The 26,049-nt window shown below is 68.6% G+C and carries 24 protein-coding genes and 2 tRNA genes; 18 read left to right on the top strand and 8 right to left on the bottom strand.

Annotated features, from left to right (window positions below; translation table 11 throughout):
- Nucleotides 1–12 precede the first annotated feature (12 nt).
- From IEY88_RS07445 to IEY88_RS07415, 7 genes are all read left to right on the top strand, one after another.
- On the top strand, nucleotides 13–1,035 hold the full coding sequence (locus tag IEY88_RS07445) for a FecCD family ABC transporter permease (RefSeq protein WP_229693164.1): 1,023 nt from the start codon (nucleotides 13–15) through the stop codon (nucleotides 1,033–1,035).
- A complete protein-coding gene (locus IEY88_RS07440; protein ID WP_189153872.1) occupies nucleotides 1,035–1,775 on the top strand; it encodes an ABC transporter ATP-binding protein in 741 nt (246 codons plus the stop codon). The genes IEY88_RS07445 and IEY88_RS07440 overlap by 1 nt, the downstream gene beginning before the upstream one ends.
- Entirely contained in the window at nucleotides 1,772–2,749 is a 978-nt protein-coding gene (locus IEY88_RS07435; protein WP_189153871.1) for an ABC transporter substrate-binding protein, read from the top strand. Before IEY88_RS07440 ends, IEY88_RS07435 begins: the two co-directional genes overlap by 4 nt.
- 701 nt (nucleotides 2,750–3,450) lie before the next feature.
- Nucleotides 3,451–5,034: a citramalate synthase gene (gene cimA, locus IEY88_RS07430; RefSeq protein ID WP_189153870.1), complete on the top strand. Its 1,584-nt coding sequence runs from the start codon at nucleotides 3,451–3,453 to the stop codon at nucleotides 5,032–5,034.
- A gap of 17 nt (nucleotides 5,035–5,051) precedes the next feature.
- The gene (locus IEY88_RS07425; protein WP_189153869.1) at nucleotides 5,052–5,810 is read left to right on the top strand and encodes a fumarylacetoacetate hydrolase family protein; all 759 of its coding nucleotides are present in this window, start codon (nucleotides 5,052–5,054) and stop codon (nucleotides 5,808–5,810) included.
- Between the two features lie 67 nt (nucleotides 5,811–5,877).
- Nucleotides 5,878–6,201 carry a response regulator gene (locus IEY88_RS07420; RefSeq protein WP_189153868.1) on the top strand — a complete coding sequence of 108 codons (324 nt, stop codon included), beginning with the start codon at nucleotides 5,878–5,880 and terminating at the stop codon, nucleotides 6,199–6,201.
- On the top strand, nucleotides 6,186–6,536 hold the full coding sequence (locus tag IEY88_RS07415) for a helix-turn-helix domain-containing protein (RefSeq protein WP_189153867.1): 351 nt from the start codon (nucleotides 6,186–6,188) through the stop codon (nucleotides 6,534–6,536). The genes IEY88_RS07420 and IEY88_RS07415 overlap by 16 nt, the downstream gene beginning before the upstream one ends.
- Here IEY88_RS07415 and IEY88_RS07410 read toward each other — a convergent pair.
- Nucleotides 6,526–7,782 carry an FAD-dependent oxidoreductase gene (locus tag IEY88_RS07410; RefSeq protein ID WP_189153866.1) on the bottom strand — a complete coding sequence of 419 codons (1,257 nt, stop codon included), beginning with the start codon at nucleotides 7,780–7,782 and terminating at the stop codon, nucleotides 6,526–6,528. The genes IEY88_RS07415 and IEY88_RS07410 overlap by 11 nt on opposite strands.
- A gap of 379 nt (nucleotides 7,783–8,161) precedes the next feature.
- Between IEY88_RS07410 and IEY88_RS07405 the strand changes: the two genes are divergently transcribed.
- The 3 genes from IEY88_RS07405 (at nucleotide 8,162) to IEY88_RS07395 (ending at nucleotide 9,342) form a co-directional block, all read left to right on the top strand.
- Nucleotides 8,162–8,899 carry an HAD family hydrolase gene (locus IEY88_RS07405; RefSeq protein WP_229693163.1) on the top strand — a complete coding sequence of 246 codons (738 nt, stop codon included), beginning with the start codon at nucleotides 8,162–8,164 and terminating at the stop codon, nucleotides 8,897–8,899.
- Nucleotides 8,900–9,048: 149 nt separating this feature from the next.
- Nucleotides 9,049–9,120: transfer RNA gene (locus IEY88_RS07400), tRNA-Gln, on the top strand.
- A 149-nt stretch (nucleotides 9,121–9,269) separates the two neighbouring features.
- Nucleotides 9,270–9,342: transfer RNA gene (locus IEY88_RS07395), tRNA-Glu, on the top strand.
- Between the two features lie 366 nt (nucleotides 9,343–9,708).
- Here IEY88_RS07395 and IEY88_RS07390 read toward each other — a convergent pair.
- On the bottom strand, nucleotides 9,709–10,410 hold the full coding sequence (locus IEY88_RS07390) for an IclR family transcriptional regulator (protein WP_176929766.1): 702 nt from the start codon (nucleotides 10,408–10,410) through the stop codon (nucleotides 9,709–9,711).
- A 73-nt stretch (nucleotides 10,411–10,483) separates the two neighbouring features.
- Here IEY88_RS07390 and leuC point away from each other — a divergent pair, with 73 nt between their 5' ends.
- The 3 genes from leuC (at nucleotide 10,484) to IEY88_RS07375 (ending at nucleotide 13,354) form a co-directional block, all read left to right on the top strand.
- The gene (gene leuC / locus IEY88_RS07385; RefSeq protein WP_189153865.1) at nucleotides 10,484–11,890 is read left to right on the top strand and encodes a 3-isopropylmalate dehydratase large subunit; all 1,407 of its coding nucleotides are present in this window, start codon (nucleotides 10,484–10,486) and stop codon (nucleotides 11,888–11,890) included.
- Between the two features lie 3 nt (nucleotides 11,891–11,893).
- Nucleotides 11,894–12,496: a 3-isopropylmalate dehydratase small subunit gene (gene leuD, locus IEY88_RS07380; RefSeq protein WP_189153864.1), complete on the top strand. Its 603-nt coding sequence runs from the start codon at nucleotides 11,894–11,896 to the stop codon at nucleotides 12,494–12,496.
- Between the two features lie 186 nt (nucleotides 12,497–12,682).
- Nucleotides 12,683–13,354 carry an HU family DNA-binding protein gene (locus tag IEY88_RS07375; RefSeq protein WP_189153863.1) on the top strand — a complete coding sequence of 224 codons (672 nt, stop codon included), beginning with the start codon at nucleotides 12,683–12,685 and terminating at the stop codon, nucleotides 13,352–13,354.
- 547 nt (nucleotides 13,355–13,901) lie between these two features.
- Here IEY88_RS07375 and IEY88_RS07370 read toward each other — a convergent pair.
- Together IEY88_RS07370 and IEY88_RS07365 are read right to left on the bottom strand one after the other, a co-directional pair.
- Complete coding sequence (locus IEY88_RS07370; RefSeq protein ID WP_229693265.1) at nucleotides 13,902–14,819, bottom strand: NUDIX hydrolase; 918 nt, start codon at nucleotides 14,817–14,819, stop codon at nucleotides 13,902–13,904.
- The gene (locus tag IEY88_RS07365; protein ID WP_189153861.1) at nucleotides 14,819–17,113 is read right to left on the bottom strand and encodes an RNA degradosome polyphosphate kinase; all 2,295 of its coding nucleotides are present in this window, start codon (nucleotides 17,111–17,113) and stop codon (nucleotides 14,819–14,821) included. Before IEY88_RS07365 ends, IEY88_RS07370 begins: the two co-directional genes overlap by 1 nt.
- Nucleotides 17,114–17,522: 409 nt before the next feature.
- Between IEY88_RS07365 and IEY88_RS07360 the strand changes: the two genes are divergently transcribed.
- On the top strand, nucleotides 17,523–18,959 hold the full coding sequence (locus tag IEY88_RS07360; RefSeq protein ID WP_189153860.1) for an LVIVD repeat-containing protein: 1,437 nt from the start codon (nucleotides 17,523–17,525) through the stop codon (nucleotides 18,957–18,959).
- Here the strand turns inward: IEY88_RS07360 and IEY88_RS07355 are convergent.
- From IEY88_RS07355 to cofC, 3 genes are all read right to left on the bottom strand, one after another.
- A complete protein-coding gene (locus tag IEY88_RS07355) occupies nucleotides 18,881–20,047 on the bottom strand; it encodes an acyltransferase family protein (RefSeq protein WP_189153859.1) in 1,167 nt (388 codons plus the stop codon). The genes IEY88_RS07360 and IEY88_RS07355 overlap by 79 nt on opposite strands.
- A 170-nt stretch (nucleotides 20,048–20,217) precedes the next feature.
- Complete coding sequence (locus tag IEY88_RS07350) at nucleotides 20,218–21,192, bottom strand: hypothetical protein (protein ID WP_189153858.1); 975 nt, start codon at nucleotides 21,190–21,192, stop codon at nucleotides 20,218–20,220.
- Nucleotides 21,193–21,245: 53 nt separating this feature from the next.
- A complete protein-coding gene (cofC, locus tag IEY88_RS07345; protein WP_189153857.1) occupies nucleotides 21,246–21,869 on the bottom strand; it encodes a 2-phospho-L-lactate guanylyltransferase in 624 nt (207 codons plus the stop codon).
- A gap of 71 nt (nucleotides 21,870–21,940) precedes the next feature.
- Here cofC and IEY88_RS07340 point away from each other — a divergent pair, with 71 nt between their 5' ends.
- From IEY88_RS07340 to IEY88_RS07325, 4 genes are all read left to right on the top strand, one after another.
- Nucleotides 21,941–22,648: a lysophospholipid acyltransferase family protein gene (locus IEY88_RS07340; protein ID WP_189153856.1), complete on the top strand. Its 708-nt coding sequence runs from the start codon at nucleotides 21,941–21,943 to the stop codon at nucleotides 22,646–22,648.
- A gap of 2 nt (nucleotides 22,649–22,650) precedes the next feature.
- Entirely contained in the window at nucleotides 22,651–23,661 is a 1,011-nt protein-coding gene (locus tag IEY88_RS07335; protein WP_189153855.1) for an NAD(P)H-dependent glycerol-3-phosphate dehydrogenase, read from the top strand.
- Nucleotides 23,658–24,725 carry a cystathionine gamma-lyase gene (locus tag IEY88_RS07330; RefSeq protein WP_189153854.1) on the top strand — a complete coding sequence of 356 codons (1,068 nt, stop codon included), beginning with the start codon at nucleotides 23,658–23,660 and terminating at the stop codon, nucleotides 24,723–24,725. Before IEY88_RS07335 ends, IEY88_RS07330 begins: the two co-directional genes overlap by 4 nt.
- A gap of 119 nt (nucleotides 24,726–24,844) precedes the next feature.
- Nucleotides 24,845–25,303: a cysteine dioxygenase gene (locus tag IEY88_RS07325; RefSeq protein ID WP_189153853.1), complete on the top strand. Its 459-nt coding sequence runs from the start codon at nucleotides 24,845–24,847 to the stop codon at nucleotides 25,301–25,303.
- Between the two features lie 50 nt (nucleotides 25,304–25,353).
- On the opposite strand, the gene IEY88_RS07320 is transcribed toward IEY88_RS07325, so the two are convergent.
- On the bottom strand, nucleotides 25,354–26,037 hold the full coding sequence (locus IEY88_RS07320; protein ID WP_189153852.1) for a pyridoxamine 5'-phosphate oxidase family protein: 684 nt from the start codon (nucleotides 26,035–26,037) through the stop codon (nucleotides 25,354–25,356).
- Nucleotides 26,038–26,049: the final 12 nt, after the last annotated feature.

The raw sequence follows: 26,049 nt of genomic DNA, 5'->3' as shown, positions 1-26,049 counted from the left end.
GGGAAGGACCCAGTGATCTCCAAGATCAGCGCGCTCGTCGGCGTGCTCGTCGTCAGCATCGTGGCGGGCGTCGCGCTCGGCCCCGTCTCCGTGCCGTTCGACGTCACCGTCGACCTGCTCTGGCAAGCGATGACCGGCGGCACGGTGCCCGCCGGCCTCGCCGGGCAGTACCACATCGTCTGGGACATCCGGCTTCCCCGCGTCCTGCTCGCCGCCGTCGTGGGCGCCGGGCTGAGCACGGTCGGCGTCGCGATCCAGGCGATGGTCCGCAACGCGCTGGCCGACCCGTACGTGCTCGGCATCTCGTCGGGCGCGAGCGTGGGCGCGACGGCCGTGGCGACGCTCGGCGTGCTGTCCGGGTTCGGTGTCTACGCCCTCTCCGTGGGGGCGTTCCTGACCGGTCTCGGAGCCACGGCTCTGGTCTACATCACCGCGCGCACGAGCCGAGGGCTCACACCGTTGCGACTCGTGCTGACCGGAACCGCGCTCGCGTACGGGTTCTCCGCCGTGGCGATGCTGATGGTGTTCCAGGCACCGCACGGTGAGGCGGCGCGGGCCGCGATGTTCTGGTTGCTCGGCAGCCTCGGCGGCGCGAACTGGCAGTCGCTGCCCATCGCCGCCGCGGTGACTCTCGCGGGGATCGTCTACCTGGCGACCAAGGCCCGGCAGCTCAACGCGATGACGATGGGCGACGAGACCGCGACGACGCTCGGCGTGCCGGTCAACAGGTTCCGCACGTACCTGTTCATCGTCACCGCGGCCATGACCGGCGTGCTGGTGGCGGTCAGCGGTGCCGTCGGTTTCGTCGGGCTGATGCTGCCGCACCTCACGCGCATGGTCGTCGGTGCCGACCACCGCAAGGTGCTCGCCCTGGCACCGCTGGCCGGAGCCTCGTTCCTGGTCTGGGTCGACGTGGCCGCGCGGATGCTCGCGGCGCCGGAGGAACTGCCGCTCGGCGTCATCACGGCCGCGCTCGGCGTGCCGTGCTTCATCTTCCTGATGCGCCGCAGGTCCTACGTGTTCGGAGGCCGCTGATGCGCGTCGAGGTCGACCAGGTCACCGTGCGCGGCATCCTCACGGACATCTCGCTGCACGCCGACGGCGAGGTGGTCGGCATCGTCGGCCCGAACGGCAGCGGCAAGTCCACCACGTTGCGCTGCGTCTACCGGGCGTTGAAGCCGGACGCGGGCGCGGTGCTGCTCGACGGCCAGAACGTCCACAAGCGACACGACATCGCCCGCGACCTGTCCGCGCTGACCCAGGAGTCGCAGGTCGAGTTCGACTTCACGGTCGCCGAGGTCGTCGAGATGGGCCGCCTCCCGCACGACCGCGATCCCGCACTCGACGCGCGAGTGGTGTCCGAGGCACTGGCCACAGTGGACGTGACGCACCTCGCGTCCCGCAGCTTCCTCAGCCTCTCCGGCGGTGAACGGCAACGCGTGCTGATCGCGCGGGCCGTCGCCCAGCAGCCGCGCGTGCTGGTGCTGGACGAGCCGACCAACCACCTCGACATCCGCCATCAGCTCGACGTCCTCTCCTTGGCGCGCGGACTGGGCATCACGGTCCTGACCGTGCTGCACGACCTGAACCTCGCCGCGTCCTTCTGCGACCGCCTCTACGTGCTGGACGAGGGCCGCGTCGTCGCGTCCGGCACACCGGCCGAGGTCCTCGTGCCCGAGCTCATCGCCAAGGTCTTCCACGTCACCGCGCACGTCGTGCGGCACCCCACCACGGGAGTTCCCCAACTCCTGTTCGACCAGGAGGTCACCCCTTGAGAACCGTTGTCTGCGCCGCGCTGCTGCTGCTCTCCGGCTGCGGAGCGACGGTCGCCTCCGACACCTCCGCGACCGACCCGGTGACCATCACGAACTGCGGCCAGCAGGTCACGTTCGACCGCGTTCCGTCCAAAGTGGTCACCAACGACACCGGCATCACCGAGCTGATGTTCGCGCTGGGCCTGAAGGACCGGATGGCCGGGTACGTCATCAAAGGCAAGGACTCCGTCGACGTGCGGACCTCGCCGTGGAAGGCGGACTTCGACAGCGTGAAGCACCTGTCCGACAGGGTCTCGAAGGAGGTCGTGCAGGGAGCCGGCGCGGACATGGTCTTCGCGGGGTGGAACTACGGGTTCAGCGAGAGCACCGGGTTCACCCCGGACTCGCTGAAGTCGCTCGGGATCGGCACCTACCAGCTGACCGAGGCCTGCCGCAACGGCGTCGGCAAGCAGCGCGGCATCATGCCGGCGTTGGACGCGTTATACACGGACCTGCGCAATTTGGGGAAGATCTTCCGGGTGGAGGCCAAGGCGGAGGAGCTCGTCTCCGGTTATCAGAAGCAGATCGCGGACGCTGGGAAGCTGATGGCCGGCAAGCCTCGCCCTCGGGTGTTCTTGTACGACAGCGGGCAGGACCAGCCGTTCACGTCCGGGAAGAACGCGGCGCCGCAGGACGTGATCTCGAAGGCCGGTGGGGACAACCTGTTCGGGGATTTGAACGACAGCTGGACGACGGTGAACTGGGAGACCGTGGTGCAGCGGGATCCCGAGGTCGTGCTGATCGTGGACTATGCGGATGGGGAGGCGAACACGCCTGAGCAGAAGCAGGCGTTCCTGGAGGGCTTCGCTCCGCTGGCCAATTCGCCTGCGGTGAAGGGGAAGAGGTTCTTCTCGTTGCCGTATGCGGCGTTGGTGGAGTCGCCTCGGAATGCTGCTTCCATTGAGGCGTTCGCGAAGTTCCTGGCTGAGGGCTGACGCGGGTCGGCTTGCTTTGGCTGGTTCCGGTTCCAGCGGGGTTGGTTGCGTTTTAGGGGCACGGTCGCGTTGCGAGGGTGCTCGCGCGGGTCATGACGGATCAAGGGGCTGCGATTGGGGCTTGACCTTGAGCCTCTGGCGGGATGCGTGACGGCCGGAAAAAGGCCGGGCTGAGAAGCGCCCGGCCGTGCCCGTGAGGGTGGCATCCCGCCCCCTCAAGGTAAAGCCCCAATCGCCATGTGAGGTGCCCACCGGAACCCATGGAGGACAGGGTTCACACGGCTCGCTTCGCATCGCCACGCCAGGCCTCGTAGGTGGCTGGCCTGCGTTTGCGGCTTCCGGTTGGCACCGCGCGCCGGGCTTGCGTCGAGGTTGGCTTGCGTTGGCGGGTGCGGGTGGTTGCGCGTGCCGGGCCTGGTCCGAGGTTGGCTTGCGTTGGCGGGTGCGGTTGGTTGCGCGCACCAGGCCTCGTCCGAGTCGCCCTGCGTTGGCGAGTGAACCCGTGACCAGATAGTGGGAGATTTCCTCCCGTGGCTTGGTACGCCGAACTGAGCTGTGGCACCATCCCGGACATGGCTCAGTTCACCGCCATCATTATCGACGAGCGCGTCGGGTAGTTGCCGCCCCTGGCACCCGACGCGCAGACCTCTCGCATCCCGCGGGGGGTCTTTTTGTTTGCCCGGATGAGGAGATGAACCCCGATGGCCGGCCCGACCGACGCATTCCACGTCTACGACACGACGTTGCGCGATGGCGCACAACGTGAGGGCATTTCGTACTCCGTCACGGACAAGCTCGCGGTCGCGAGGTTGCTGGACGGGCTCGGCGTCGGGTTCATCGAGGGCGGTTGGCCCGGCGCTCTGCCCAAGGACACGGAGTTCTTCGCGCGGGCGGCGGCCGGTGATCTGGAACTGAAGAACGCACAGCTGGTCGCGTTCGGGGCCACGCGCAAGGCTGGGGTTAAGGTCGAGGACGATCCGCAGGTCAGGGCGTTGCTGGAGTCGCGGGCGCCGGTGGTCACGTTGGTGGCCAAGTCGGATCTGCGACACATCGAGCGTGCACTGCGGACGGACTCCGCGGAGAACCTGAAGATGGTGCGCGACACGGTCCGGTTCCTCAAGGGCGAAGGCAGGCGGGTCTTCCTCGACGCCGAGCACTTCTTCGACGGGTACGCCTTCTCGCCGGACACCAGCCTCCGGGTGCTGGAGTCCGCTGTGGAGGGTGGCGCGGACGTGGTTGTGTTGTGTGACACGAATGGCGGGCAGCTGCCGCTCAGCCTCGCCGAGACCGTCGCGGAGGTCGTCGAGAAGACGGGCTTCCGCGTGGGAATCCACTGCCAGGACGACACGTCCTGTGCTGTGGCGAACACTCTCGCGGCCGTTCAGGCGGGCGCGACGCACGTTCAGTGCACCGCCAATGGTTATGGCGAGCGAGCAGGTAATGCGGACCTGTTCGCCGTCGTGGGAAACCTCGTGACCAAGCTCGGCATGGAGGTGCTCCCGACCGGGGCACTGGCCGAGCTCACCCGTGTCTCCCATGCGTTGGCCGAGATCGCGAACATCGCACCCGACACCCACCAGGCCTATGTCGGGTCGTCAGCATTCGCTCACAAGGCGGGTCTGCACGCGAGCGCGATCAAGGTGGATCCGGAGCTGTACAACCACATCGATCCGGACACCGTCGGCAACGACATGCGGGTGCTGGTCACCGAGATGGCCGGTCGGGCGAGCATCGAACTCAAGGGACGTGAGTTCGGGCTCGACCTGGCCGGCCGGGGGACCGAGGTCGGGAGCGCTCTCCAGCGCGTGAAGGAACTGGAGGCGAAGGGCTGGTCGTTCGAGGCCGCCGACGCCTCGATGGAGTTGTTGCTGCGCGGGGAGCTGTCCGAACTGGACACTCCGCCGTTCACGCTGGAGTCCTACCGGGTCGTGCTCGACCACCGGTCGGACGGCGAGATCGTGTCCGAGGCCACGGTCAAGGTGCACGTGGCGGGGGAGCGGGTCATCGCGACCGCCGAGGGCATCGGGCCCGTGCACGCGCTGGACGCGGCGCTGCGCAAGGCGTTGCTGCCCCACCTGTCCTGGTTGGACACCGTGGAGCTGGCCGACTACAAGGTGCGCATCCTGACCGAGCACCCCGGCACGGACGCCGTGACGCGCGTGCTGGTCGAGTCCACGGACGGTGAGCGCGAGTGGACGACCGTGGGCGTGCACGGCAATATCGTCGAGGCGAGCTGGCTGGCGCTGTGCGACGCCCTCGTGCACAAGTCGATGCGCTCCAGCTGAGTCCGTAAACTGACGCTGTGCGCATCGCCCGAATTGCTCATCCCGCTGGCGTGGCCTTCGTCGCCGTTCAAGGCGACGAGGCCGCGGAAATCGCCGAACACCCCTTCGGCACGCCCACGTTCACCGGCCGGAAGTGGCCGTTGGCGGACGTGCGGCTGCTGGCGCCGATCCTGCCCACCAAGATCATTGGTGTGGGCCGGAACTACGCCGACCACGCGAAGGAGCTCGGCAACGAGGTCCCCGCGGAGCCGTTGCTGTTCTTCAAGCCCAACACGTCGGTGGTCGGCCCGAACGTGGAGATCAAGCTCCCGGCCGTGTCCGAGCGCGTCGACTTCGAGGGCGAGCTCGCGGTCATCATCGGCCAGCCGTGCCGCGACGTGCCGCGCGCCAGGGCCGCGAGTGTGATCATGGGTTACACGATCGCCAACGACGTCACCGCGCGCGACCTGCAGAAGAAGGACGTGCAGTTCACGCGTGCCAAGGGTTTTGACACGTTTTGCCCGTTGGGTCCGTTCATCGAGACGGAGTTCGACCCGTCCGACGTCCGCGTCGTCACCGAGGTCGACGGGGAAGTCAAACAAGACGGACGTACTTCCTTGATGGTGCACGACATTCCGTCGCTCGTCGAATACGTGTCCGGCATCATGACGTTGCTGCCGAGCGACCTGATCCTGACGGGCACGCCGGCCGGTGTCGGGCCGATGACGGCCGGACAGACGGTCTCCGTGACTGTGGACGGCCTTGGCACGCTCACCAATCCGGTCGCAAATAGGTAGCCGTACGGAGCAATCCGGCGTCCGGCAGGTTACGCATCCGGGTACCCGCGAGTAACTTCCCGGTGTCATGACGGACCTGGCGTCCACCCGAGTGCTGCTGGTCGACGGTTCGCAGCTCATCACCGAAGGGCTGCGGCTTTCGCTGCACCGCACGCACTGCTTCCGCGTTGTGGGCATCGCCCACACCGTGGCCGAGGCTGCGCGAAGTCTGCGCGGCACGCTGGTGGACCTGGTCGTCACGGACTTCGACGTGCCGGGCGCCGGACCGCTGCGCACCGTGCGGGACACGGCGCAGTACCGGCCGGGCGCCCGTGTGGTCGTGCTGTCCAATGCGGACAGTCCGAGCTGGGCCGCGCGGCGCTGGACGCCGGCGCGGTGGCCTACCTGCTGAAGACCTCGCCGGTGGCCGAGCTGCTACCGCTGATCGCGGCCGCCGTGCGGGGTGCTCCCGCCACGATCGACGCGCGGGTGGGGTCATTGGCGCGCTTACCGGCGCGGATGCCCCCACCCGCCTCGCTCGGCCGGCTGTCGGCGCGCGAGTTCGACGTGCTGGCCGAGATGGCGAAGGGCATGGACAACGCCCGCATCGCCCAGCGGCTCTTCATCAGCAACGACACCGTGAAGACCCACGTGAAGGCCATCCTGCGCAAGCTCGGCGCCCGTGACCGGGCCCACGCCGTGGCGATGGTGCTCGGGGAGAGCTCCGAGGCGTTCGTCACGACCTAGCGATGGTCTGCGGTGCCCTGCGCGCGAAGTCGGGTGCGTGCTCCGGACGTGGCCCGATGGCGACCACGTAGGCCGGAACCGCCTGCAGGAACGGCAGCTTCTGGGCGAGCTTGAGCGGCAACGGCATACCCGTGCTGGAGACCGTCTCGGTGCTGTCGAGCTTGCGCCCGAGGAACAGCCGGTGGATCACCCGCTGCACGGTCTGGATCGCCACGGTCGGGAAGAGCCTGCGCCCGCGCACCTTCGCGAGCGTCCTGCCCGTGACCCGGCCCTCCCGCAACGGCTTCGCGAGCAGGGTCGCCGCCGCCACCGCGTCCTGGACGGCCAGGTTGATGCCCACGCCGCCGACCGGTGACATCGCGTGCGCCGCGTCACCGATGCACAGCAGCCCGTCGACGTGCCACCGGCGCAACCGGTCCAGCTTCACGTCGAGCAGCTTGACCTCGTCGAGGTTCTTGATGTGGTTCACCCGGTCCGCGAGCCACGGGATGAGCGTGACGACGCGTTCGCGGAACTTCTCTACCCCCTCGGCGCGCACCGCCCGGTCCGTTCCCTTGCGGATCAGGAAGGCGCACTGGAAGTACTCGCCGCGGGGAATGAGCACGAGCGCGCTGCCCGCGCTGAACCTGCCCGCGCCTCCCTTGACGGAGTCGCTTTCGTTGCGCGGCAACCGGAACCACCACACGTCCATCGGCGCGCCGAAGCTGTGGACCGGGAGTTCCACGGCCGCGCGCAGGATCGAGCCCCGGCCGTCCGCCGCGACGACGAGGTCGGCCGTGAACTCGCCCTCGTGCCCGTCGACGCGGTCCCGGTACTTCACGCCCGTGATCTTGTTGCCGCTCTTCGTGATCGCGGTGACCTCGGTGTTCATCCGCAGCGAGAACGTCGGTTCGAGCTTGCCGGCGTCCGCCAGCAGGTCGAGGAAGTCCCACTGCGGCACCATCGCGATGCGCTTGTTGGGGCCGGGCAGCCGGGACAGGTCGGCGATCGTGGCCTTGGCGCCGCCGTCGAGCAGCGCCTCGATCTTGTCGACGTCCTGGTGCGGCACCTGCTCGAACGCGGGCCCCAGCCCCAGTTCGTCCAGCAGCGTGAGCGTCGACGCGTGCACCGTGTCGCCGCGGAAGTCGCGCAGGAAGTCGCCGTGCTTCTCGAGCACCGTGACCTCGACGCCACCGCGGGCCAGGAGCAGTCCCAGCACCATCCCGGCAGGTCCGCCGCCGACGACGAGACAGGTTGTCCTCTCCATGTCGATCCCCTCTTTTCAACCAGTGTTGAATAAGCTCAGCATGCTCGTGATCGCGAGGGGCGTCAAGCGGAGTTCCGAGTGGCGTGGCTCTCGTTCGGGCCGGTCCAATGTGGACGGTCTGGCGGACCAGGCCTCGAAAAGGTTGCGACTGGTGCGAAATGTCGTTGTGCGAGCTAGGGTGTCGCGCTCGCGGAGCCGCCCGTTCGGGCAGCGATCGTTGCACCTCTCGACAACACTCGTCCGGGCGATTGCATTCGGCGCTCGGACGAGTGTCACTGGTTCGTTCGGGGCCTCAAGGTCCGCTTGATCGTGCAAGGACCTAGAGGAATCACCTCGTTAGCCGAATCGGACGAGGGCCCCTCGCACCTAACCTTCCGGAGTGACAACTGCGTCCCCGACTTTCACGCGTAAGAGAACCGGCGAGATCCGCGCTGTGTGCCTGGACGTCGACGACACACTTGTCGACTACAGCACTTCTTCGCGAGCCGCGTTGGCCTCGATGGTCGGTAACGCCGACGCCTGGTCGTTGTGGCAGAGGATCACCGACGACCACGTCTCCCGCCAGCTCGCCGGCGAGCTGCAGTATCAGGACATGCGCAACATCCGCACGCAGGCCTTCTTCGCCGCGCTCGGCGAGGAGCTGCCGCTGGACGAGGCGACCCGCCGCGAGGTCGGCCGCCAGGAGGTCCTCTCCGCGGGCTGGTGCCTCTTCCCGGACGCGATCCCGATGCTCGACTGGCTGCGCGCGACCGGCCTCCCGATCGCCGCGATCAGCAACGCGTCGGGCCACCACCAGCGCGTGAAGATCGCCCAGCTCGGTCTTTCCGAGTACTTCGACGCCGTCCTGATCGCCGGCGAGGTCGGCTGCGCCAAGCCGGACCGCGTGATCTTCCACACCGCGTGCCTGGCCCTGGGCGTCCCGCCCGGTGACACCGTCCACGTGGGAGACCGCCTGCACGCCGACGCCATCGGCGCCCGCGACGCCGGAATGCACGGCGTCTGGATCAACCGCATCGGCCCGACCGGTGGCACGTTGCCCGCGGGCCTGTCGTCCATCACGACGCTCGCGGAACTGCCGGAGCTCCTCGTGTGCGAGCTCTCCACGGCCAGCGCCTGATCAGTGCCCGAGACCGGTCCTCACCTGCGCGTATGCGTTCAGGTGGGGGCCGATTTCACTTCTGCCGGGGGCGTGGTCTAGTATTTCTCTCGGCAGCAACGAGGACCTCGGAACTCCTGCGGGACAACGAAGTCGATCGTGAAAGCCAATGGGGTATGGTGTAATTGGCAGCACGACTGATTCTGGTTCAGTTAGTCTAGGTTCGAGTCCTGGTACCCCAGCTGCGAAGGAAGAACTGCCCTCGGGTAAGCTTCTGGAGCTGCTGAGAATAGCAAAGCAAGTGCACGAACCAGCAGTGAAAAGAACTGAATAGCCGGATTTGGACCGGACAGAGCGATCTGATAAGGTTCACACCGGCAAGAAGTTCTAGGGCCCCGTCGTCTAGCGGCCTAGGACGCCGCCCTCTCAAGGCGGTAGCGAGGGTTCGAATCCCTTCGGGGCTACAGAGGTGTCAGAGGCCTGTCTGCGGAGTGCGCAGACAGGCCTCTTTCGCTTTGTCCTCTGGGGGCCGAGCCCCCAGACCCCCAGCCGACGGGCTCCGCCCCCGGACCCCCGGCGGGGGGTTGGCCGGTGAGATTGGTTAGCGCTTCGCTTCGCTCGCGAAATGTGTGTGGGGACTTCGCTTCGCTCGTCTGACTGCGTTTGTGGTGGCGGTCACCAAAACCGCGGCGACTGCCTTTGGCGTGTCCTGCTGGCTATTGTTCCCACCGCATCCGGTCATCCTTCTTCGTTGCGTCGCCTGCCGCGTGTCGGAGGGTGGAACGAAACGGCCGCCACTCCCTGGGGAGGGCGGCCGTGGTGTGAGTGCGTTAGAGGCGGCTTTGTAGGGCTTCGGCTGCTGCTAGTAGGTCTGCTGCCCAGCGGGCGCCTGGGCGGCGGCCCATGCGGTCGATTGGGCCGCTTACTGAGACTGCGGCCACTACGGCGCCTGCGGAGTCTCTTACCGGGGCTGAGACTGAGGCGACGCCTGGTTCTCGTTCTGCGACGCTTTGGGCCCAGCCTCGGCGGCGGACTTCCAGGAGGGTGCGTTCGCCGTAGACGGCGTCGGCCAGGACTGCCCTTTGGGTGCCTGGGTCGGACCAGGCCGCCAGGACTTTGGCTCCTGAACCCGCTGTCATGGGGAGCCTCGCGCCGATGGGGACTGTGTCCCTGAGGCCTGAGGGGGGTTCTGCTGAGGAGACGCAGACTCGTTGCATGCCGTCTCGGCGGTAGAGCTGCACGCTTTCGCCTGTGATGTCGCGCAGGCGTGGCAGGACTGAGGAAGCGGCGTCCAGCAACGGGTCCGTCGCGCCGCCTGCCAGTTCTGCCAGAGCGGCGCCCGGACGCCAGCGGCCGTCGGAGCCTCGGCGCAGCAACCGGTGCACCTCGAGGCCTACGGCCAGGCGGTGTGCGGTTGCTCGGGGGAGGCCGGTGCGGTTGCACAACTCGGCCAAGCCACAAGGATCTTTTGCTACGGCGTTCAACACGGCCACTGCCTTGTCCAGCACGCCGATCCCGCTATGCTGTCCCACAAGCCGATACTAACTTCCCAGACAGTGAGAAGTCCAGATCTGTCGGCACGTCCATACTGTGGGAGATGTCGCGATGAGCCGCACGCTCGCGGAGAAGGTGTGGGAGGCACACGTTGTGCGCCACGGAAGTGGTGCGGAGCCGGACCTGCTCTACATCGACCTCCACCTGCTGCACGAAGTCACCAGCCCCCAGGCGTTCGACGGGCTCCGCCTTGCGAACCGCAGGCTGCGCAGGGCCGATCTCACGATCGCCACCGAGGATCACAACGTTCCGACCGTCGACATCGACAAGCCCATCGCGGATCTCGTGTCGCGCACCCAGGTCGAGACGCTCCGGCGCAACTGCGCGGAGTTCGGGGTGCGGCTGCACCCGATGGGCGACTTCGAGCAGGGCATCGTCCACGTGGTGGGCCCGCAGCTCGGCCTCACGCAGCCGGGTATGACGGTGGTGTGCGGTGACAGTCACACGAGCACCCACGGTGCGTTCGGTGCGCTGGCGTTCGGCATCGGCACGTCCGAGGTGGAACACGTGATGGCGACGCAGACGCTGCCGTTGCGTCCGTTCAAGACGATGGCCATCAACGTCAACGGCGCGCTCGGCGAGGGCGTCACGGCGAAGGACATCATCCTCGCCGTCATCGCGAAGATCGGAACCGGTGGCGGTCAGGGTTATGTGCTCGAGTACCGCGGCGACGCCATCGAGGCGCTGTCGATGGAAGCGCGCATGACGGTCTGCAACATGTCGATCGAGGCGGGCGCCCGCGCCGGCATGATCGCACCGGACGCCACGACTTTCGACTACATCGAGGGGCGTCCGCACGCACCGTCCGGCGCGGACTGGGACGCGGCCGTCGAGTACTGGAAGACGCTGCGCACCGACGACGACGCGACTTTCGACGCCGAGGTGCACATCGACGCGGCGGACCTCACTCCGTTCGTCACGTGGGGAACCAACCCCGGTCAGGGTCTGCCCCTGGGTGCGGCCGTGCCCGACCCCGAGAAGATCGTGGACGAGAACGAGCGCGTGGCCGCCGAGAAGGCGCTGACGTACATGGGCCTCGAGCCCGGCACGCCGCTGCGCGACATCCGCGTGGACACGGTGTTCCTCGGCTCCTGCACCAACGGGCGCATCGAGGACCTGCGCGCCGCGGCGGACGTCATCAAGGGCAAGCACGTCGCTTCAGGAGTACGGATGCTGGTCGTCCCCGGTTCGATGCGGGTGCGCAAGCAGGCCGAGGACGAGGGCCTGGACAAGGTGTTCCTCGACGCGGGCGCCGAGTGGCGGCAGGCCGGCTGCTCGATGTGCCTTGGCATGAACCCGGATCAGCTCGCGCCCGGCGAGCGCAGCGCGTCGACCTCCAACCGCAACTTCGAGGGCAGGCAGGGCAAGGGCGGCCGGACGCACCTCGTGTCCCCGCTCGTCGCCGCCGCCACGGCCGTGCGCGGCACCCTCTCCGCCCCCGCAGACCTGGAGGTCTGAGCCATGGATGCCTTCACCACCCACACGGGCGTCGGTGTGCCGCTGCGCAGGTCCAACGTGGACACCGACCAGATCATCCCGGCCGTCTACCTCAAGCGCGTGACCCGCACCGGGTTCGAGGACGGGCTCTTCGCCGCCTGGCGCTCCGACGAGCACTTCATCCTCAACCAGGAGCCCTACAAGGCCGCCAGCGTCCTCGTTGCGGGCCCTGACTTCGGCACCGGGTCCTCTCGGGAGCACGCCGTCTGGGCGTTGATGGACTACGGCTTCCGCGTCGTCATCTCGGCCCGGTTCGCGGACATCTTCCGGGGCAACTCGGGCAAGCAGGGACTCGTGGCGGCGCAGTGCAGCCAGTCCGATGTCGAGCTGCTGTGGAAGTTGCTGGAGTCCGAGCCCGGCACGCCGGTCACCGTCGACCTCACCGACAAGACCGTTCGCGCCAAGGACTTGGTAGCCCCGTTCGAGATCGACGACTACACCCGCTGGCGCCTTCTCGAAGGCCTCGACGACATCGCTTTGACGCTGCGCCACGAGCCTGAGATCAGCGCATTCGAGGGCAATCGCCAGACTTGGCTGCCCACAACGGATCCGCTTCCGGCGGTCTGAGAGGGGGCCGGATTCTCCCCTTGAGAGGGGCGAATCCGGCGCCTCCTGTCCCTCGAAGGGGCGCAATTAGCCACGCCACAACGAAAAATCTGGCGTGGCGATTGGTATTTCTCGCGTTTTGGGCCTACCGTTGCGTTCTAGTCGGCCCGTCTCTTAGGGCCGTGAGCGTCCTGGGAGGGACTGACGGTGAATAAGGCCCAGCTCATCGAGGCGCTCGCCGAGCGCCTTGGAGACAAGAAGACCGCCGGCGCTGCTGTTGACGGCCTCGTGGACGTGATCGTCCGCAGCGTCAACAAGGGCGAGAAGGTCAACATCACGGGCTTCGGCGTCTTCGAGAAGCGTGCCCGTGCGGCTCGCACGGCGCGCAACCCGCGCACCGGTGAGACCGTGAAGGTCAAGAAGACCAACGTGCCCGCGTTCCGCCCCGGCTCGACGTTCAAGGACGTCATCAGCGGTGCGAAGAAGCTGCCGAAGGCCGTTGCCGCCAAGGCCGCCGCGAAGCCCGCCGCCGCTGCTGCCGCGAAGCCCGCGGCCGCCAAGGCTCCGGCGACCAAGGCCGCGACGACCCGCGCGACGACCACCACGCGCACCCGCACGGCCGCGGCCGCCACCAAGGCGCCCGCGACCCGTCGCACCACCACGGCCGCCGCGGCGAAGCCCGCTGCTGCCAAGGCGCCCGCGAAGGCGACCGCCACCAAGGCCGCCGCCACCAAGACGGCTGCTGCGAAGGCTCCGGCCAAGCGCACCACGGCCGCTGCCAAGCCGGCTGCCGCCAAGACGACCGCCGCCGCCAAGCCTGCCGCGAAGACCGCGGCTGCGAAGCCGGCTGCTCGCAAGACGGCTGCCAAGAAGAAGTGAGACGGGCCTCCTGAGGGAGGCTGCGTCACTTCAGAACCACGCGGAAGGCCCCGGTGTGCGCACACCGGGGCCTTCCGCGTGTCCGGGGGAAGATCGGGGTAGAAGGTCGTTGGCCTGCAGGAAAGGCGTGCCAGAGGGTCGCTGAGGTGCTTGGCGCGCCTGGGAGGCAGCGGGTGTGGCGAGAGAGTTCACCGGGGCGCTGGGAATGCGTGAGCCGGCTGGCAGAGGCGTGTGCCGGGGGCATCAAGAAAGCGTGGCGCGGGACTTCAGCGGGGCGGCGAGCGCGCGTGACCGTGCCCGGAGAATGGTTCTTCCCGAGGCTCGCACGGTTTCCGGAACCACCCCGGGCGATTGCCGGACGAGCCTCCGAACCAGCCCGCTGAACCGGCTCGCCGAACCCCTCTGCCCGCCAATAGAAATAACGCCGGCACGCCTGCGTTCGCCCCCGGCACAAGCGAAACCGCCGCCTTCCGGCCCGACTTGGTTGCCACAGGCGAACTTTTGTCGGAGCGGGAGGACGGCGGCGGGGAACGGTGTGCGGACGGCTCTACGGGCGCGGCAGCGGTGAGGCCAGGTAGTGCGCCGACACCAGCGTTGGCCAGCGCGAAGGGGAGTCCGAAGTGGACCAGGTGCCGAACGGCCTGGTGAAGGCCAGCACCCACGTGCTGCCCTTCTTGCAGGGGACCTCGTCCAGGCGCAGCCCGCCCATCTCGGCCAGCGACTGCACGACCGCCGGGATCACACCGCCCTGCGACGAGACGGCGGCGCGGCCTTCGAGAGCGGCCACCTCCAGCAGCCGCACGAGACCGGCGTCCGGGTCGGGCCAGTAGCCCTCCTCCGACAGGCGCGGCTCCTCGGCGATCTCCACGGCCAGGTCCTCGGCCACGGCCCGCACGGTGTCCACACAACGCACCCTGGGCGCCGTGTGCACGCGTACCGGTGCCCACAGGGGCAACAACGCCCGCAACGCCGCCGCCTGGCGCCAGCCCGCGTCCGAGAGCGGGCGCAGGTCGTCGTTGTCGGTCCACTCCGACCGCTTGCCGGCTTTCGCGTGCCGCACCAGCAGGACGAGCAGCAGGTCCGCCGGCAGGCGGGCGAACTCGGCCAGCACCTCCTGGTCCGGTTCGTAGGTGAGCAGTTCCGACGCCTCGGCGATCGGCAGCCACCGCAGCAGATCGACCTCCTCGTTCGGGACGAACTCCCCGGAAACGGCCTGTGCGGCGTAGTAGTCGACCGTCTTCGGCACCCTCTTCACCGAATAGGACACCTGCCGGAGATGGCGGCCGAGGACGCAGGAGAAGCCCGTCTCCTCCTCGATCTCCCGCACCGCGCAGGCGGGAATCGTCTCGCCGTCGTCGAGTTTGCCCTTCGGCAGGGACCAGTCGTCATAACGCTGGCGGTGCACGATCGCGACTTCGACGTCACCGTCGGCCTCGCGCCAGAGCACCGCCCCAGCAGCTTTGATCACCCAAGAGCTCCGTGCTTGTGCAGCAGTTCCAGTTGGTGGTCCCGCACGGACGAGCCGTCCGCCGGCGAGGCCTCCCATTCTCCGTCAGAACGCAGGACCCAGCAGCGCGTGTGCGGGTCGAGCGCGGAGTCGAACATGCCGCCGAGCTGCTTGGTCAGGCGCGGGTCGGCCACCCGCAGGGCGACCTCGACGCGGCGGTCCAGGTTGCGGTGCATCATGTCCGCGCTGCCGATCCAGTACTCGTCGCAGGCGACGAAGTGGAACACGCGCGAGTGCTCCAGGAAGCGGCCGAGGATCGAGCGCACCTGGATGTTCTCCGACAGGCCCTTGATGCCCGGCTTCAGGCCGCAGATGCCGCGCACGACCACGTCCACGGGAACGCCGGCCTGGGACGCCCGGTAGAGCGCGTCGATGACCTGCTCGTCCACGAGCGAGTTCACCTTGATGCGCACACCGGAGGGCTTGCCCGCCTGGGCGTGCTCGATCTCGGAGTTGATCCGGTCGACGATGCCCTTGCGGACGCCGTAGGGGGCGACGAGGAGCGAGCGGTACTCGTCCTGGCGCGCGTACCCCGTCAGCACGTTGAAGAGGTCCGTGAGGTCCGCGCCGATCGTCGGCTCGGCCGTCAGGATGCCGACGTCCTCGTAGAGCCGCGCGGTCTTCGGGTTGTAGTTGCCGGTGCCGATGTGGCAGTAGCGGCGGATGGTCGAGCCTTCCTGGCGCACCACGAGCGACGTCTTGCAGTGCGTCTTCAGGCCCACCAGGCCGTAGACGACGTGCACGCCCGCCTTCTCCAGCGCCCGCGCCCACTTGATGTTCGCCTGCTCGTCGAAGCGCGCCTTGAGCTCCACCAGCGCCACGACCTGCTTGCCCGCCTCGGCCGCGTCGATCAGCGCGTCCACGATGGGCGAGTCACCGGAGGTCCGGTACAGCGTCTGCTTGATGGCGAGCACGTGCGGGTCGGCCGCGGCCTGCTCGATGAAGCGCTGCACCGACGTCGAGAACGAGTGGTACGGGTGGTGCACGAGGACGTCGCCCTCGCGCAGCGTCGCGAACACGCTCTTCGGCGTCTCGCGCTCACCGAACGCGGGGTGCGTCGCCGGCACGAACGCCGGGTCCTTCAACGTCTTGCGGTCGATGCCGTAGAGCTGCCACAGGCACGACAGGTCGAGCAGGCCGGGCACGGTCACGACGTCGTGCGGGTCGACGTCCATCTCCCGCAACAACAGTTCGAGCATGTGCTCGGTCATGTCGTCGGCGACCTCCAGGCGCACCGGCGGACCGAACCGGCGCCGCGCGAGCTCGCGTTCGAGCGCCTGCAACAGGTCCTCGTCGCGGTCCTCCTCGACCTCGAGGTCCGCGTTGCGCGTCACGCGGAACGCGTGGCACTCGATGACCTGCATGCCGGTGAACAGCTCGCCCAGGTGCGCGGCGATGAGTTCCTCCAGCGGCAGGAAGGTCGCGGACGAGGACGACCGGTCCGCTTCCACGCGAACCAGGCGCGGCACGTTGTCCGGCACCTTCACGCGGGCGAAGCGCTCGCCGCCACCCTCGGGATCGCGCACGGTCACCGCGAGGTTCAGCGACAGCCCCGAGATGTACGGGAACGGGTGCGCCGGGTCGACGGCGAGCGGCGTCAGGACCGGGAAGACCTGCTCGCTGAAGTAGTTGGAGAGCCTCAGGCGGTCGTAGTCCGTGAGGTCGCCCCACGTCACGATGCTGATCCGGTGCTCCTCCAGACCAGGCCTGATGTGGTCGAGGAACGCGCGGGCGTGCTGCTCCACCAGTTCCTGCGAGCGCTTGAAGATCGCGATGAGCTGTTCCTGCGGCGTGAGCCCGTCCGCGCTGCGCACCGAGAGACCGGTCTCCGCCCTTCGCTTCAGCCCCGCGACCCGGACCATGTAGAACTCGTCCAGGTTCGAGGCGAAGATCGCGGAGAACTTCGCGCGCTCCAGCAACGGCTGCGAGGAGTCCTCGGCCAGTGCGAGCACGCGGGCGTTGAAGTCCAACCAGGACAGTTCACGGTTGAAGTACCGGTCGTCCGGGAGGTCCGTGGGCAGGACGGGCGACGTCACCGCGGGCGGCGCCGAAGGCACTCCCCGCGTGGGTGCGGCAACCGGCGGCTGCTCCGGTTCGGCCTTCGCCCGCGCGGTCGACGCCCGCCTGGTCGCCGCGCGCGGCTCCCTCTTCGGCGCCGCCTTGCGCGGGGTGGCTTCTGCCTTGCTGCGCGTGGAACGGCGTCGGGACGGGGTCGCCTTGCCGTCGTTGTCGTCCTTGCTCACGTCACGCATTGTGTCTCACTATCGCCGTGAGCGCCCCCAACCAGGACGACCGTCTGGTGAACTCCTCGTCACAGAACAGGCATCCGAAGAGCCGTAACGGCTCCGTCGGGACTACGTTCGAGGGTCACCCGCTGACCCGGACGCAGCATCCGCCAGCCACCCGCCGTGACGGCTTCGGCGCTCACGTCGACGAGAACGCCGTCATCTCGGAGGACGGTCGCGGAACCGTCGCTGTTAAAAGTAGACACGGTCGCCTGCACGGAGCAGAACCCTAGACGTTCGGACCTACACGTCTCTTCCGGCGCGCTGCCAGGGTCGGTGCATGAAGGTTATTGCCACAGTGACTGCGGCGACCCTGTTGGCCTTCACCACGGCAGGACTGGCTTCGGCTGCGGCGGCCGAACCCAGGACTCCGGAGGTGGACAAACCACGACTGCAGGCGGCGGCCAAGAACGTTCGCCTGAAAGCCTCACTTCCCGGTACCGAACGGGCCATCTCGATCGCGTTCGCCCAGTACGACAAGCGCGACGTGGCGTTCGTGAGCATGGAGACCGGCCTCAAGACGTTCGACGTCACCGATCTCGACAAGCCGAAGCTCCTCGACCACCTCACCAAGGCGGAGATGGCGCTGCCGGGTGACGACCCGACGAAGCGCTTCTGGGAGAACGAGGACATCAACGTCGACCCCAAGCGCAAGCTCGCGTTCCTGGCGCGCGAGGTCAACTCGTTCGGCCGTGCGCTGCCGGGCGACCGGCCCACCGGCAACTACATCGTGTCCGCTGTGGACCCCGCAGACCTCAGGATCCTCAGCTTCCACAGGCAGAACACAGGTCACACCAGCACCTGCGTCAACGACTGCCAGTTCCTCTGGACCGCCGGCCTCGACCGGTCGGACGCCAAGACGGGGCGGATCTTCGTCACGGACATCCGCGATCCGAAGACGCCCAAGGAACTGCCGCACGACGTCGACGTCCGCGGCAAGGCGGGCGAGGGGAAGATCACGCACGACGTCCAGGTCGACGCCCAGGGCATCGCGTGGGTGGCGGGCGACGACGGCACCCGCGGCTACCACACGCAGGGCTGGCACCGCGACCCGTTGACCGGCAAGTACCGCGAGGCGAAGGCGTGGGACCCCGTCCCGTACGCGGGCGGCGCCGTGCCGAAGGCGGACATGCCGACCTCGTTCACGCACAACTCGTTCCGCCCGATCGGCCGCACGCTCCTCGACGGCCCGGTGCCCACGAAGGAGAACCCGCCCGGCTCGCTCCTGCTGCACACCGAGGAGGCGTTCGGGTCGCCCACCTGCAAGACCGAGGGACGTTTCGTCATCTCGTCGCTGCAGGGCACGCACAACGGTGAGGGCTGGGGCCAGACGCCCAAGGAGATGAGGACGGTCGGCATCTGGAGCCCGGACGACCAGGAGGGCACGATCCCCGGCAACGTCACGTGCTCCGCGCACTACTTCGACGTGCAGAAGAGGATCGTCGCCTACTCCTGGTACAACCAGGGCACCCGGTTCCTCGACATCTCCAACCCCGCCAGGCCGATCCAGATCGGGTACTGGCGGCCGGACACCGCGACCTCGTGGGCGCCGTACTGGCACCGCGGCACGGTGTTCGTGGCGGACATCTCGCGCGGCGTCGAGATCCTGCAACTGGAGAAGGGCGCGTACGAGGCGCAGGCGAGCGGCACTCCTGTGACGCTCACCGCGCACCATGCGAGGGAACTGGCCAGGGAGAGCGACCGGGAACCCGTGCCGCTCGCCCCGAACCCGTTCTACGGCTGGGCCTGCCCGATGGTCGCGAGCCGCGACGACTTGGACTGCGGCGTGGGAGCCTGCGGCGCACCCTGCTGAGCGACGCCCGCCCGGACGGCGGCCTTCGCGCGCTGGCGGGTGATCACACGTCGGCCGAGGTTGATCATCGGGATCTCCACGGTCGCGTAGAGGACACTCGCCAGCGCCAGTCCCAGTGCCGTGACCACGACGGACTGGCCTAGACCGGACAGGGCGGGCCAGAAGAAGGCGATGACGGTCGCGGCGATCGTCTGCACCAGATAAAGCGAGTACGAGCGCTCACCGACGAACTGCATCGGCTTCACCGACAGGAAGGTCGTGGCCGGTCCCGGCGCGATCATCGCTGTCAGCAGAACCGCCGTCGCGAGCGCGTACACCGGGATGACCAGCACGTGACCGGGGATTCCGTTGATCCCGTCGAGGAAACCGGCGATCGGCTTCACGCTCAGGTGCACCGCGAAGAATCCGATCGCGACGACGACCTGCGCGAGCCGGTTCGTGAGCGGGCGCAGCACGGCGAACCCACGCGGGCTGTGCAACGCGATCGCGAGCAGCACGCCCGTCAGGATCGAGAAGTAGTGCAGCGGCCAGCCGGGGTTGCTGTGCGCCGAGGTGAAGTTCACGACCACGAGCGCGAGCAGCATGCCGAGGGCGGCGGCACCCGCGCGGCGGCGCAGCACGACGGTGCCCAGCGCGATCGCCACCAGCGGCCAGACCAGGTAGAACTTCTGCTCGATGCCCAGCGACCACGACTGTCCGTACGGGCTCGAGCCCGCGAACTCGTTGGTGAACGAGAGGAAGTACGGCAGCGCGGGGCCGATGCCGTTGCTCAGGAACGTGCCCGCGACCGCGGACGCCACGACCGTCACGAGCAGGATCACGAAGTAGACGGGCAGGATTCTGAACGCCCGCCGCAGGTAGAACTCACCGAGGGAGATCCGGCCGGTGCGGTGTTCCTCGCGCAGCATCAGCGTGGTGATCAGGAATCCGCTGAGGACGAAGAACATCTGGACACCGGCCCAGCCCTGGAGCCGGTCCGGGCCGCCGTAGTGGAAGAAGACGACGAGAACCGCGGCAATGGCGCGCAGGCCGTCGAGAGCGGGAAAGCGGCGCAACGCCAGGTAGTCGGCGTGCGTCAGGGAACTCATGCAGTAAACACCTCAGGGCAACGCGTCGGGGAACGACGCCGGGGGAACGTCGTCGGCACAGGGGGATACGGATGTAAAGGTGCCGGGGTTCCCTGTCGCGTTGCTCAAACCAACATTTTCGTGGCGTTCGTCACGGCTTCGGCAGGTGTGAAACAGACGAACACCGCGCGTCAACAGCGGTTGAGCGACGAGAGCTTCGCCAGCGGTGCGGTGGCCGCGACCCGCCAGCCCTGCTGCGTCAGCGCTCCGCCGTGCACCTCCAGCCAGTAGCCGCCCTCGGTGGTGTGCATGGTCGCGCCGCTGCGGATGTCCGTGACGTACGACGACTCCGACTGCCACGACACGAAGTCGCCGCTGACCCGCGGGAACACGATGCCCTCCGTCAGCGGCACGGACTCGATGCCCGCCAGTTCCCGCGTCTCGGGCCAGCCCTCGCGCCAGCCGAGCAGCTTCTCGCCCTGCGTCCACACCACCGTGCGGCCGTCGGATGCCACGCTGTCACCGGGTTGCGCGTTCCGCAGCTGCTCGGGCACTTCACCCTCGGCGCGGAACCGGCCGTCCCGCAGCCAGATGACCGCGTCACGGAGGAAAACCGGCTCCTTGCCGGGACCGACGATCCTGTCCTTCTTCTTCGCCAGGTCGTAGACGTGCACACCCGCGCGGTCCGACCAGGTGGCTTTGCCGTTGTGCACCACGGCACCGCTGTCGCCGATCCGCATGGGCGCGCCGTCGTTGCGCGAGTCCCACGCGTAGGTGGTGGTGGCGTGGTTTTCCGGACTCGGTGTCGTCGAGAAGGTCACCCAGCGGCCGTCGAACTCCACGCCGAAGAGCTGGCCGTCGTTCTGGACCGCCATCACCTGCTGGCGCTTCCCGTGGTCGTGCAGCACGAGTTCGGTCGTCCGGTTGCGAGTGGTCTTCACCAGCGTGGTGCCGGCGTCCTCGTTCGCCGCGACGACGATGACCTTCTCGTGCGGGCCCGCCTCCGTCCGGTCCTGGGCCAGCAGGTCCTTCCAGCTCTGGGGCAGGTCCACCCGGCAGGTGCTGAGCCTGCTCTCCGCCGTGTAGTCGGACGGCCGGTCGATCGGATAGGCGGCGACACAGCCCGCGATGGCCGTGACACCCGCCAGCGCGATGAGCGCTCGCATCAGTCTCCCCAGTCGTGATCACCCCAGTGACCCGGAAGACGCGTGACGACTGCTCAGGTTGTCCAGGCGGGCAAGGCGTTCGCGGTGTGCACGCCGAGGCCGAGCATCAGCGCGAGCCGCAGGTCTTCTTCCGTGTCCACGTCACAGCGCAGCGACGGCCACGGTCCGATGAGCGCGACCGCACCGGAGACGCGGTGGTGCCCGGCCGACCCGACGCCGAACCGCGGGTCGAGCTCCCCACCGGGTGCGGCGAGGAGCAGCGTCGTGCCGGTGCCCTGACGGTCCGGGACGAACGCGCGGCGCCCCGCCGACGCTTCGAGCGCGGCCTGGAGTTCGTCGGACCTGAGCGCGGGCAGGTCGGCCTGCAAAGCGCCGATGCGATCGGAACGGAGCGTGCGCGCGCCGTGCCGCAACGCCGCGTTGAGTCCGGGCTCGGCCGGCTCGGGCAGCGACTCGACGCCCAGTCCGGCCATTTCGGACGCGACGGCCGGATCGGATGTGATGGTGACCACGCGCCGCACGCCTGGCGTCGCCACGGCCGCGCTCACCGTGTCGAGGGCGAGCGCGAGCGCCAGCGCCGCGTGTGACACCGGATCTCCGCCGGTCGCGCTGGTCAGCCTGGTCTTGGCCCGGTCCAGCGTCTTCACCGGAACCAGGAGGTCAACTTCATCCCGCACCTCGCCATAGTCCACGATCTGGCGACTACTGTGCTCTCGGGCGCAGATCTACGCAGGTGAGGAGAGGCCTCGTGGCCAAGAGGGAGAAGGGCGGCTTCTGGGTCGGGGTCGCCGCGGCGATCGTCTACCCGATGTCGTTCGTGCTGGGCAGGCACCGCATGGTGCACGGGGAGCGCATCCCGCGCGAAGGTGCCGCACTGCTCGTCATGAACCACATCTCGCACCTCGACCCGTGCTACGACGCCATGTTCGTGCACAAGAACTACCGGGTGCCGCGCTTCCTCGGGAAGCACAGCCTGTGGAACGTGCCGATCATGGGCGCGATCCTGAAGGGCGCGAAGCAGATCCCGGTCTACCGCGGCACCACGGACGCCCAGCAGAGCCTGCGCGCGGCGCACGAGGCGCTGGCGGAAGGCAAGTGCGTGGTGATCTACCCGGAGGGGACGATCACCAAGGACCCCGACGGCTGGCCCGCGAACTCCCGCACGGGCGTGGCCCGGCTCGCCCTGCAGCACGACGGCCCGGTCATCCCGGTCGCCCGCTGGGGCACGCTCGACCTCTACAACCACTACCAGAAGAAGTTCCGGCCGTTCCCGCGCAAGACGATCACGCACTTCGTCGGCGAGCCGGTCGACCTCTCCGCCTACCGCGGCAGGGAGGAGACGCTGCCGTTGCTGCGCGAGGTGACGGACCTGCTGATGGGCGCGGTCAAGGAGCACCTGGCCGAGGTGCGCCGGGAGCCGGCACCCGAGGGCTTCTACGGACCGAGGAAGGCCTGACCATGACGATCGAACGTGTTGCGGTGCTCGGTTCCGGTTCGTGGGGCACGGCCTTCGCGAAGGTCATCGCGGACTCCGGCCCCGAGGTCGTGCTGTGGGCGCGGCGCCAGGAGGTCGCCTCGGAGATCACCGAGACGCGCGTGAACTCCGGCTACCTGCCCGGTATCTCGTTGCCGCCCAACCTCGCGTCCACCTCCGACCCGGCCAAGGCGCTGGACGGGGCCGACGCGGTGGTGCTGGCCGTGCCGTCGCAGACGTTGCGGGTGAACCTCTCGGCGTGGAAGGAGCTGCTCCCGCCGGACGCGACGCTGGTGTCGCTGTCCAAGGGCGTCGAGCTCGGCACGTTGAAGCGCATGAGCGAGGTGATCCGCGAGGTCGCCGGCGTCGACGAGTCGCAGGTGGCCGTGGTGTCCGGGCCGAACCTGGCCAAGGAGATCGCCGTCGAGCAGCCGACGGCGACGGTCATCGCGTGCACGGACCACGACCGCGCGGTCGACCTGCAGCACGCGTGCTCGAACTCGTACTTCCGCCCGTACACCAACACCGACGTGGTCGGCGCCGAGCTGGGCGGGGCGTGCAAGAACGTCATCGCGCTGGCGTGCGGCATGGCGGCGGGCATGGGCTACGGCGACAACACGATGGCGTCGATCATCACCCGCGGCCTGGCCGAGACCGCACGGCTGGGGGCGGCGCTCGGTGCCGACCCGCTGACGTTCGCGGGCCTCGCCGGACTGGGCGACCTGGTGGCGACGTGCGCGTCGCCGTTGTCGCGCAACCGGTCCTTCGGCGAACGGCTCGGGCGCGGCGAGACTCTGGCGCAGGCGCAGGAAGCCGCGCACGGACAGGTCGCCGAGGGCGTGAAGTCCTGCTCGTCGATCCGCGAGCTGGCCGGCGCGCACGGCGTCGACATGCCGATCACCGAAGGCATCCACCAGGTCTGCCACGACGGGCTGAGCGTGCGCGAGCTCGGTGCCGCGCTGCTGGGCCGCGACCGGAAGCACGAGCGCCAGTGACCCCCGAACTCGGTGACGGCACGCGGGTCGTGCACTCCAGCCAGGGAGCGCCGGGCGACCCGTTCGGCGCGCAGCCGGTGTTCGCGTCGGCGTACCACCTGGGCGGCCAGGACTACTACGGCCGCGCGGGCAACCCGACGTGGCGTGCCCTGGAGAACGCCCTGGGGTCGCTGGAAGGTGGCGAGTGCGTCGTCTTCCCGTCCGGGATGGCGGCGATCTCGACGTTGCTGCGGACGGTTCTGTCCACTGGGGACACCCTGGCCGTCCCGTCCGACGGCTACTTCCTGACCCGCAAGTTCGTGTCCGAAATGGACGTGAACGTGCTCGAGGTGCCGACGGCGGGGCCGTACCCGTCCTTCGAGGGCGTCCGGCTCGTCCTGCTGGAGACGCCGTCCAACCCCGGTCTGGACGTCTGCGACATCGCGGAGCTGGCCGTGCGGGCGCACGCCGCGGGCGCGTTGCTGGCCGTGGACAACACGACCGCGACGCCGTTGGGGCAACGGCCGCTGGAGCTGGGCGCGGACATCGTGGTCGCCTCGGACACCAAGGCCGTCGCCGGGCACAGCGACGTCCTTTTCGGACACGTGACGCTGGCGGACGCGGAGCTGGCCGCTCGGGTTCGCGACGCGCGGACGCTGAACGGCGCGATCCCCGGCCCGTTCGAGACGTGGCTCGCGTTGCGCGGCCTGGGAACCCTCGACCTGCGGCTCGCGCGGCAGGCGGAGAACGCGGCGGCGGTCCACGCGTTGCTCAAGGGCCGCGTGGCCGGGTTGCGCTGGCCCGGCGCGCCGGACGACCCGGCGTACCTCGTGGCGGCACAGCAGATGCGGCGGTTCAACGGCGTGCTGACGTTCGAACTGCGGGACGTGGCCTCGGTGGAGCAGTTCCTGGCGCGCTCGAAGCTGGTGTCGGCGGCGACGTCGTTCGGCGGCCTGCACTCGACGGCGGACCGGCGGGCGCAGTTCGGCGACCCGGTACCGGAAGGCCTGGTGCGCTTCTCGGCCGGCTGTGAGGACACTCGGGACCTGGTCGCGGACGTGTCCCACGCTTTGGGACTGAATTGACGGAGGGTCCCGGGTCCGGGACCCTCTGCTCCATGTCCTTCAACGCATGTTGCTGTTGTACCTGGCGATAGTCCCGCGTCCTCTTTTCGCGCATTCGCCTGGTAAGGACTTTTCTACCGATGTTCGCCGTTCCCGAGAACAGCCTCGTTCTGCCTGAGAACTCCGCTCTCCTGCACCCCGTTCGGGTGGCTCTGTCGTGGGCAGTCGACCGCGACCGCTGGAAGCACCTGCTCCGGTACGACATGGAGGAGCGCTTCTCGGCGTTGGTCGACAAGACCGACGACCAGGAGATCTGGCTGATGAGCTGGTTGCCGGGGCAGACCGCGTCGCTGCACGACCACGACCACACCTCCGGCGCGTTCACCGTGGTCAGCGGCCTGCTGACCGAGGTCGTCACCACGAAGATCCAGGTCGTGCACTCGCTGCATGCCGGTCAGTCACGTGTGTGGGGGCCCGGCTACGTGCACCAGGTGCGCAACGACGGTGTGGACCCGGCCGTGTCGATCCACGTCTACCGCCACGGCACACGCGCCATGACCCCGTACCGCTACGACCCGGTCAACGGGCCGGTTCGCTGACCTGGGGGCTTCCTTGTTGCGAGACGAGACGTCTCGTCTCGACAGATCTGTCAGTTGACCTGCTGCCGCTCTGCTGCGAGACGAGACGTCTCGTCTCGGCGACCGCCGACGTGCGGCGGGATCGCCCTGTCCGTCTCGTGCGGCACAGGCGCGCCCCACGACTGGACGAGCGGCATGTGCCCGGCCCACACGAGGTTCGCTTCGAGGTCCGACGGCTCCTCGCCCGGCCCGCCGTCGCGCACCTTCACGCTCGCCTCGGTCAGGTCGATCTCCAGCGCGACCGTCTGCGCCAGCTCCTTCTTGGACGGGCTGCGCGCGTAGTCCCAGCTGCCCGGCGTGACGTGCTCGACGATGACCCTCAGCGCGTGCTCGGGGTCCTCGGCGACCTTCGCGGTGCCGTGGATGATCGCGGACCGGTAGTTCATCGAGTGGTGGAACACCGACCGCGAGTAGACGACGCCGTCCACGAGCGTGACGGCGACGCAAACCGGCTTGCCCTCGATCATGCTCCTGATGGACCGTGAGCCCGTCGAGCCGTGCAGGAAGATGCGGTTGCCGTCCCGTCCGTACGCGGTGGGGATGAGGAACGGCGCCCCGTCGACCTCCACGGCGAGGTGGCAGACCATGCCCGCGTCGAGGACGTCGTAGAGCACCTGGCGGTCTTCCACGGCCCGCTTCTTGCCGCGGACGACGGTGCTGCGAGGCGTGGGGGAGAGCTGCACGTCAGAGGTCATGGTGTCACTGTG

This window comes from Lentzea pudingi (assembly GCF_014646255.1).
Lineage (GTDB): Bacteria > Actinomycetota > Actinomycetes > Mycobacteriales > Pseudonocardiaceae > Lentzea > Lentzea pudingi.
The sequence above is the reverse complement of the archived record's forward strand: the minus strand, read 5'-3'. Positions and strand labels throughout refer to the sequence as shown.